Source organism: Arthrobacter sp. I3 (assembly GCF_000520575.1).
Lineage (GTDB): Bacteria > Actinomycetota > Actinomycetes > Actinomycetales > Micrococcaceae > Arthrobacter > Arthrobacter humicola_A.
The window spans coordinates 36502-44350 of record NZ_KI914932.1 but is presented as its reverse complement, the minus strand read 5'-3'; the positions used below and the strand labels follow the sequence as shown (position 1 = coordinate 44350).

Sequence of the window (7849 nt, the reverse complement as noted above, 5' to 3'; positions counted from 1 at the left end):
ACCGAGGCGAGCCGGCCGAGGTCCCCGCCGCTGGAGAGCGCGGATCCCTCGACGAGCTCGCCCGGGGTGGCCCCGCCTTCCAGGGCCTCGTCGAGGCTGCCGACGCCGGGCAGCGCCACAAGGTTCACCACGGGCGCGGCGTTGTCGGCTTCGAGGAGCGCGTCAATCTCAGAAACCGCCCGGCCGTGGGCCACGAGCGACTGGCGGAGCGCGCGGACGATCCACTCCGGGTGGGCGTAGCGGATGGACGCGATCGTCGTGGCATCGGTCTCGGTGCTGAGCAGCAGGTCGAGCCACTCATCGAGGGTGCGGGCGGAGACTTTGCGCAGGACGGCGTTGATCAGTGCCGAGGGCCCGGCCCCGATCACGGCGCGGGCCAGCCCCACTGTCTGGTCCAGGGCGGCGTGAGCGGGCACGCGCATGGCGAGCAGCTGGTGCACCCCGATCCGCAGGGCATCCAGGATCGCGGGATCCAGCTCCTCCAGCGGACGGTCCACGCACCGGGCCAGGATGGCGTCGTACGTGCCCTGGCCGCGGAGGGCGCCATAGCTGAGCTCGGTGGCGAAACCGGCGTCGCGCTTGTCCAGCCCGTGGTGCCGGATCCGGGCCGGGAGCACCAGGTTCGCGTAAGCGTCCTCGGCGGCCACGGCGCGGAGCACTTCAAAGGCAACCAGCCGGGCCGGATCGGCGCGGCGGGTCCGCTGGGACGGGGCGCTCTCGGTGAAGCCGCGCTGCGGGCCGCGGTTGCGTTCCCGGCCCTGGGCGTTCCGCCTGCTGCCGCCCCCGGCGCCCTGGCCACTGCCTCGGCTGTTGCCGTTGGTCCCGGAACCGCTCATTCGAATACCACGCTTTCAAGTGTTGCCTGCCCACGCGCCCAATCAGCGGCGGCCATCATTTTCTTGCCCGCGGGTTGCACCCGCGTCAATTCCACCGGGTGCGATCCCGTACCGACGAGAACCCGTTTCCCGTCCATGGCCAGCTGTCCGGGCCGAAGCGCCGCCGAGTCCACTGCCGGCAGCACTGGCTCCAGTTTGATCCGCTGGCCCTCCAGCAGTGTCCAGGCGCCCGGCTCCGGCGTGACGCCGCGGGCACGCCGGCCGATCGCCAGGGCGGGCTGCTGCCAGTCGAGCCGGCCATCTTCGAGACTGAGTTTGGGTGCCAGGCTGACGTCGCCCTGCTGCGGGAGCGCGACGGCCTTGCCGGCGTCGATGGCGGACAGCGTTTGGGCCAGCAGGACCGCGCCGCTGTGGGAGAGGCGTTCGAGCAGGGCCCCGGCGGTATCGGCGGGGTGCACGGTCTCGGTGAGGGTCCCGAAGACCGGACCGGTGTCCAGCCCCTCCTCCAGGCGGAAGGTGACGGCACCCGTGACGTCGTCGCCGGCGATGACGGCGCGCTGCACGGGAGCTGCGCCGCGCCAGGCCGGCAGCAGGGAGAAGTGCAGGTTTACCCAGCCGTGGCGGGGGACAGCGAGGGCCGCGGGGGGAATCAGCCCGCCATAGGCCACGATCGCCGCGACGTCCGGTGCTGCGGCGGCAATGCGGGCGGTGACCCCGGCATCGACTTTGGCGGCGTGGATGATCTCAATGCCGAGCTCGGCGGCCCTGGCGGCCACGGGCGACGGCGTCAGGACGCGTTTGCGTCCCAGCGGTGCGTCCGGGCGGGTGAGGACAGCGACGACGTCGAACCCGGCGTCGACAAGGGCGTCGAGCGACGGCACGGCGACAGCGGGGGTCCCGGCGAAGAGAACCCTCACGGGGTGATTCCGAAGCTGGACCCGCCAAAGCTCGTCCCGACGCTTTTCGCGCGCTTGGTGGTTGTCTGTTCCGTGATGGCGTCGTAGTTGGCATTGCGGATGGCGCGCAGGGCGGCCTTACGGTCTTCGCCCTCGAGCCGGTCGGTGTAGAGAATGCCGTCCAGGTGGTCGGTCTCGTGCTGGAAGCAGCGCGCCAGCATGTCCTCGCCCTCCACGGTGACGGGGTTGCCGTGCAGGTCCACGCCGGTCACCCGGGTGTGGCGGTAACGGCGGACGGGGAAGCCCAGACCCGGGATGGACAGGCATCCCTCGACCTGGTCCGGCTGGAAGTCCTGGCTGTTTTCCAGCACCGGGTTGACGATGTGACCCTCGACGCCGCCGATCCGGTAGGTGAAGACGCGCAGGCTCACACCGACCTGGGGCGCGGCCAGGCCGGCGCCCTCGACGTCCTCCATGGTTTCGGTCATGTCGGCGACGAGCTTTGCCAGTTCAGGCCCGAATTCCGTCACGGGATCGGCGACTGTGCGCAGCACAGGATCTCCGATGATGCGGATATTCAAAATGGCCATGTGCAGTCTGTCCTCACGGTGGGCGGCTAGGGGTCCAGTCCAGTTTAGTTGCAGCTGCCCGTGCTTCTGTTGGTTGCTTCTGTTGGTTGCTTCTGGTCAGCGCTTCACGGGCGGCGCCAGCGGGAGCAGTGCTGCTCCGGCGCTTGCCGTGTCGGCGGACATCTCCCACACGCGGCGCAGCGCACAGAATTTCCACCAGTGATGCTTCAGGACCTCGGGGTTGGCCCGCTGCGGACGGACCTCGGTCTCGCCGACCGCCACGGCCAGGAGGATCGGGGACTCGCCGTGCTGCCAGGCCTCCCACTCCCCCGCGACGGGATCCACGAGGCTTTCCTCAGCCTTCATGCCCGCCACGAGCTGCATGACCACCTTGTCATCCAGCGGTTTGACGGTGCCGTCCCGGCTGGTGCCCTTGGTCTTGTAGTCGATAAGACAGGTCCGGCCGTTGATCCGTGCCACGAGGTCCAGGGTGCCGGCATAGCCGACCGTCTTGTTCCACACCGTAATTTCCGGGGCGATGGGTTCAACCTGGAAGAGCTCCCACCATTCGTCGAAGCGTGCCGCGAAGGCTTCCTCGCCGTTGGCGGCCAGCGCCTCCCGTGTTTCCTTCATCTGGTGCGGCCGGCCGAGCGCACGCAGCGCAACCTGCTCACAATAGTTATGGACCCGGTCGCCGCGCTTGGCGGCATCGTCCCGGTAGGACTCCGCCGCCTTGGCGGCCCGGCTGACCGCCTGCCGCAGTTTGGCCGGGCTCCCCAGGATGCCGGGGAGCTCGGGATCCTGGGCCAGGCTGTTGGCGCCCATGTACCCGAACCAGCCATCCAGGCCGTGTGGCTGCTGGCCGATCACCGTGGTGATGGAAGGGACAGAGAACTGTGCCGACGTGGAGCGGGCGTACATGCGGCCATAGTCCGTGGCGTGTGCGAGGAGTGGAGCGGTCATATGAAGACTCTTTCACGGGGGTCAGACAACGATGAAAAGCAAAATGGCCCGCCCCGCTGAGTCAGCGGAACAGACCATTTCGTTAGTGGGCGATACTGGGTTCGAACCAGTGACCTCTTCGGTGTGAACGAAGCGCGCTACCACTGCGCCAATCGCCCTAACGACATTGAATGCTAGCCCACCCGGGCGGATTTTAGAAATCGGCCCGGGGGAACCTGGCCGCGGCGGGAATTCGGGCCCAATACTCGCCCGCAACAGGCCCGTGCACGGTCAGTGTCCACCAGCCCTCTACCGGCCGTTCCAGTCTTCCACTCAGAAGGCCCGGCCAGTAGTCCCGGCGCCGCTTAGGGCGACGGCTGGACACCGACGCTAATTACAGCGCTGTAATTAGCAAAATCCCCTAGAACTCGGGGAAGTAGGGCCATGGAACGCGGGTCAATGGGTCTGAAGAGGTCACTGGTTCGATCCCAGTATCGCCCACCAGAGCAAGGTAACTTGCTTGATGCAGTACCACCGGCCCAGCCGGCATGGACTAAATGCGGACGTAGCTCAGCTGGTAGAGCACCACCTTGCCAAGGTGGATGTCGCGAGTTCGAATCTCGTCGTCCGCTCGCAGGACACTGTCACGGCAAAGGTTCTTCGGAATCCTGTCTACACGGTGGGTTGGCCGAGAGGCGAGGCAGCGGCCTGCAAAGCCGTATACACGGGTTCGAATCCCGTACCCACCTCGGTGAAAACCCTGGTTTCCGGTTTCGATCGGATGCAAGGGGCGATTGGCGCAGCGGTAGCGCGCTTCCCTGACACGGAAGAGGTCACTGGTTCGATCCCAGTATCGCCCACCAGAGCAAGGTAACTTGCTTGATGCAGTACCACCGGCCCAGCCGGCATGGACTAAATGCGGACGTAGCTCAGCTNGATCCCAGTATCGCCCACCAGAGCAAGGTAACTTGCTTGATGCAGTACCACCGGCCCAGCCGGCATGGACTAAATGCGGACGTAGCTCAGCTGGTAGAGCACCACCTTGCCAAGGTGGATGTCGCGAGTTCGAATCTCGTCGTCCGCTCTCTTCATTACAACTCCACTCCGGATCCTTCCGGTTGCGGGCGATTGGCGCAGCGGTAGCGCGCTTCCCTGACACGGAAGAGGTCACTGGTTCGATCCCAGTATCGCCCACCACAAGAGCAGCTCCCCGGGAGCTGCTCTTTTTTGTGTGCTCCGTTTGTGAACTGCGGGTTTGTGCACTGCGGGTTTGTGTACTGGGGATTGGTGCACTCAGGGCCCTTCTACCCTGTGCACCTGGCCTTCCATCTTTTATCCTCTGGGCGGACACCCTTGGCACCCCCGCCACCTCCCGCTAGGGTAGAAAACGCAAGGAGCGATCTGGCTCCGCGACCGAAGGGAGGTGCCCGTGGGTTTACTTGACGATCTAAAGGGCAAGGCTCAGCAAGTTATTGGTGGCAACGAAGAAGCCATCAAGGACGGCATCGAAAAGGCAGGCGACTTCGTCGACTCCAAGACCGGCGGAAAGCACGCCGGCACGATCGATGCCGTGCAGCGTGGCGCTTCCGACTTCGTGGACAAGGCGAACGACCGGCCGAATTCGGCCCCGGTCGCCGATCAGACTCCCGCAGCCGGTGAGCCCCCCGTAGCCGGGGAACCCCGCCAGCCAGGCCTCTGACCCAGATCCGTCAGTGAGGTGCCGGTCCCGCCGAGAGGCGGCGCCGGCACCTCCGGCATTTAACGGGGACTCCAAACAGGCAACGCGGGGTCAGTTACGGCCCATCCGGTGCATCCGGATGAGCCGTAACTGACCCCGCGTTGGATTTGGCGTTGTAATTGGTGGGAACCGGCGCTAGGAGGGTTCGTGGTTTTGGCCCTCGCGGGCCAGCGCGGTCAGCCTGGAGACGGCGCGGAAGTACTTCTTCATGTACCCGCCGGTCATCATTTCCTCGGTGAAGAGCTGGTCGAACGGCACACCGCTGGCAAGGATGGGCACGTCCTTGTCGTACAGCCGGTCAGCCAGCACCACGAAGCGCAGCGCAACGGCCTGCTCGGTAATCGTGTGCACGTTCTTCCAGACCACGCCCTCGATCCCCTCCAGCAGCTGGCGGTAACGGCTTGGGTGCACGCCGGCAAGGTGGTTGATTAAGGTGCTGAACTCATCGCGGGCCACGGTCTTGCCGTCGAACTCGGCATGCATGTGGTGGGTCAGGTCATCATTGCGCAGCGGCGACGGCGCGGCCGGCAGGCCACGGTGGCGGAAGTCCTCGCCGTCGATCCGCACGACGTCGAACTGGTCCGCCAGCACCTGGATTTCGCGGGCGAAGTCGACGGCGGCGAAGCGCCCGTCCCCGAGGGATCCCGGCAGCGTGTTCGATGTGGCGGCAAGCTTCACGCCGGCGTCGGCGAGTTCGCGCATGAGCCGGGACATGAGCACAGTGTCGCCCGGATCATCGAGCTCAAATTCATCGATGCAGACCAGCTTGTAGTGGCTTAGGGCCTCAACGGTCTTGCGGAAGGACAGCGCACCGACGAGGTTGGTGTATTCGACGAACGTGCCGAAGGCCTTGGGCCCGGGTGCGGCGTGCCACAGTGATGCCAGCAGGTGGGTCTTGCCCACACCGAATCCGCCGTCGAGGTAGATTCCGGCCCGGGAAGTGTCCTTCTTGCCGAAGAGCCGCTTGAACAGCCCGTCGCCGTCGCGTGCGCCCACGCCGGCCGCAAAATGCTGCAGGGCATGGACCGCATGGGCCTGGCTGGGCTGGGCGGGATCGGGCCGGTAGCTGGAAAACGACACCTCACCGAACCGCGGCGACGGATAGAACCCATTGAGGAGTTCATCCACGGAAACTGCCGGTGTGCGGGCAGCGAGCTGTTCGATCTGTACCAAGGTGGTCCGTTCTGCTGGTCTCTTGTCCCCAGCAAGAATACCGGCAAAGCCTGGCCGGCCCGCGTGCGCGACTGTGGACCCGCGGCCGGCGTGAGGAAGACCACATTTCCCCGTGTGAACCCGGTGGAGCATTCCCACCGGACCGTGACTAGTGTTGTAACAGGCCTGGCGCGGCGCACGCTTTCCGCGCCCGGCCTCCTGACCGTTCAAGTGAAAGGCCATCGCAATGACCTACCCCGTTGAGCAGAACGAGAAATTCGCCGCCTACGCCCACCCTGACCGCCTGGTGTCCACGGAATGGCTGGCCACGGCGATCGAGGACGGGGCCCTCGACGGCGGCAATCTCGTGGTGGTCGAATCCGACGAAGACGTCCTGCTGTACGAGACCGGGCACATCCCCGGCGCGGTGAAAATCGACTGGCACACGGACCTGAACGACGAGGTGACCCGCGACTACGTCGACGGCGAAGCCTTCGCCGCGCTGGTCGCGTCCAAGGGCATTTCCCGGGACAGCACGGTGGTCATTTACGGCGACAAGTCGAACTGGTGGGCCGCGTACGCCCTTTGGGTGTTCACGCTCTTCGGCCACGAGGACGTCCGGCTCCTGGACGGCGGCCGGGACAAGTGGATCGCGGAAGGCCGGGCGCTATCCACCGTCACGACCGTCGCCACCCCTGCCGACTACCCCGTCGTGGAGCGGGACGATGCTCCGATCCGCGCCTTCAAGGATGACGTCCTGGCGCACTTCGGCAAGCCGCTGATCGACGTCCGCTCGACCGAGGAGTACACCGGCCAGCGCACCCACATGCCCGCCTACCCGGAAGAGGGCGCGCTGCGCGGCGGCCATATCCCCACGGCGGCCTCAATCCCCTGGGCCCGCGCGGCGGCCGGCGACGGCACGTACCGGAACCGCGGCGAGCTCGAGGCCCTCTACCTCGGCGAGGCCGGGTTGAACGAAGGCGACGACGTCGTGGCGTACTGCCGGATCGGCGAGCGGTCCAGCCACACCTGGTTTGCGCTGAAGTACCTGCTGGGCTTTGAGACGGTGCGGAACTACGACGGCTCCTGGACCGAATGGGGCAACGCCGTGCGCGTCCCGATCGTCAAGGGTGCCGAACGCGGCGCGGTTCCGGCCGGCCGTTAGCCGCGGTGACCGTGGAGCGGGACCTGTCCCGACAGGGACACAATCGGCGCGCCTGCGTAAGCTGGGAGTGATGAATACTTCAGCCCTCCCCGCCGCACTGGCGGACATTGTCGACGATTTCCAGGCCCTGACCGAAGCAGAGCGGCTGCAGCTGCTCCTTGAGTTCTCACAGGGGCTTCCGGAACTTCCGGAGCGGCTCCGGGACCACCCGGAGCTGCTCGAGCAGGTAGTGGAGTGCCAGACGCCGCTGTTCCTCACCGTCGAGACGGAACAGGCCGACGGCGATTCGCCTGAGCGCGTCCGGCTCTACTTCAAGGCACCCAAGGAGGCCCCGACCACCCGCGGGTTTGCCGGAGTCCTCCACGAAGGACTCGACGGGCTCAGCGCCGCGGAAATCCTGGCCGTCCCGGACGACATGCCCGAACTGTTGGGCCTCACCCGGGCCATCACTCCCCTGCGCATGCGCGGAATGACCGCCATGCTGGGCCGGATCAAGCGCAAGGTCGTCGCGTCCGGAGACCGCCAGCCGTCGGCGCAGTCCTGACCCTCAG

General features: G+C 66.4%; 8 protein-coding genes and 6 tRNA genes. 8 read left to right on the top strand and 6 right to left on the bottom strand.

The window, feature by feature from the left end; all coding sequences use genetic code 11:
- From Y706_RS28245 to Y706_RS0113775, 5 genes are all read right to left on the bottom strand, one after another.
- On the bottom strand, positions 1–836 hold an 836-nt coding region (locus tag Y706_RS28245; RefSeq protein WP_043436169.1), incomplete at its 3' end, for a transcription antitermination factor NusB.
- Positions 833–1753 carry a methionyl-tRNA formyltransferase gene (gene fmt / locus Y706_RS0113790; protein ID WP_028277031.1) on the bottom strand — a complete coding sequence of 307 codons (921 nt, stop codon included), beginning with the start codon at positions 1751–1753 and terminating at the stop codon, positions 833–835. The genes fmt and Y706_RS28245, both read right to left, overlap by 4 nt.
- Positions 1750–2322, bottom strand: a complete 573-nt coding sequence (gene def, locus Y706_RS0113785) for a peptide deformylase (RefSeq protein ID WP_028277030.1) — start codon at positions 2320–2322, stop codon at positions 1750–1752. Before def ends, fmt begins: the two co-directional genes overlap by 4 nt.
- 96 nt (positions 2323–2418) lie before the next feature.
- A complete protein-coding gene (locus Y706_RS0113780) occupies positions 2419–3264 on the bottom strand; it encodes a hypothetical protein (protein WP_028277029.1) in 846 nt (281 codons plus the stop codon).
- A gap of 86 nt (positions 3265–3350) precedes the next feature.
- Positions 3351–3422 (bottom strand) — tRNA-Val (locus Y706_RS0113775).
- Positions 3423–3802: 380 nt separating this feature from the next.
- Between Y706_RS0113775 and Y706_RS0113770 the strand changes: the two genes are divergently transcribed.
- The 6 genes from Y706_RS0113770 to Y706_RS0113745 all read left to right on the top strand — a co-directional run bounded on the left by Y706_RS0113770 (position 3803) and on the right by Y706_RS0113745 (position 4942).
- A tRNA-Gly gene (locus tag Y706_RS0113770) sits at positions 3803–3875 on the top strand.
- 46 nt (positions 3876–3921) lie between these two features.
- Positions 3922–3992 (top strand) — tRNA-Cys (locus Y706_RS0113765).
- A 39-nt stretch (positions 3993–4031) separates the two neighbouring features.
- Positions 4032–4106: transfer RNA gene (locus tag Y706_RS0113760), tRNA-Val, on the top strand.
- 148 nt (positions 4107–4254) lie between these two features.
- Positions 4255–4327: transfer RNA gene (locus Y706_RS0113755), tRNA-Gly, on the top strand.
- A gap of 38 nt (positions 4328–4365) precedes the next feature.
- A tRNA-Val gene (locus tag Y706_RS0113750) sits at positions 4366–4440 on the top strand.
- Between the two features lie 232 nt (positions 4441–4672).
- A complete protein-coding gene (locus Y706_RS0113745; RefSeq protein ID WP_028277028.1) occupies positions 4673–4942 on the top strand; it encodes an antitoxin in 270 nt (89 codons plus the stop codon).
- A gap of 174 nt (positions 4943–5116) precedes the next feature.
- Here the strand turns inward: Y706_RS0113745 and zapE are convergent, their stop codons facing one another.
- Positions 5117–6154, bottom strand: a complete 1038-nt coding sequence (gene zapE, locus Y706_RS0113740; RefSeq protein WP_028277027.1) for a cell division protein ZapE — start codon at positions 6152–6154, stop codon at positions 5117–5119.
- A 226-nt stretch (positions 6155–6380) separates the two neighbouring features.
- Here zapE and Y706_RS0113735 point away from each other — a divergent pair, with 226 nt between their 5' ends.
- Both Y706_RS0113735 and Y706_RS0113730 read left to right on the top strand, forming a co-directional pair.
- Entirely contained in the window at positions 6381–7298 is a 918-nt protein-coding gene (locus Y706_RS0113735; RefSeq protein WP_028277026.1) for a sulfurtransferase, read from the top strand.
- Positions 7299–7368: 70 nt separating this feature from the next.
- Complete coding sequence (locus Y706_RS0113730; protein WP_028277025.1) at positions 7369–7842, top strand: SufE family protein; 474 nt, start codon at positions 7369–7371, stop codon at positions 7840–7842.
- The last annotated feature ends 7 nt before the right edge of the window (positions 7843–7849 follow it).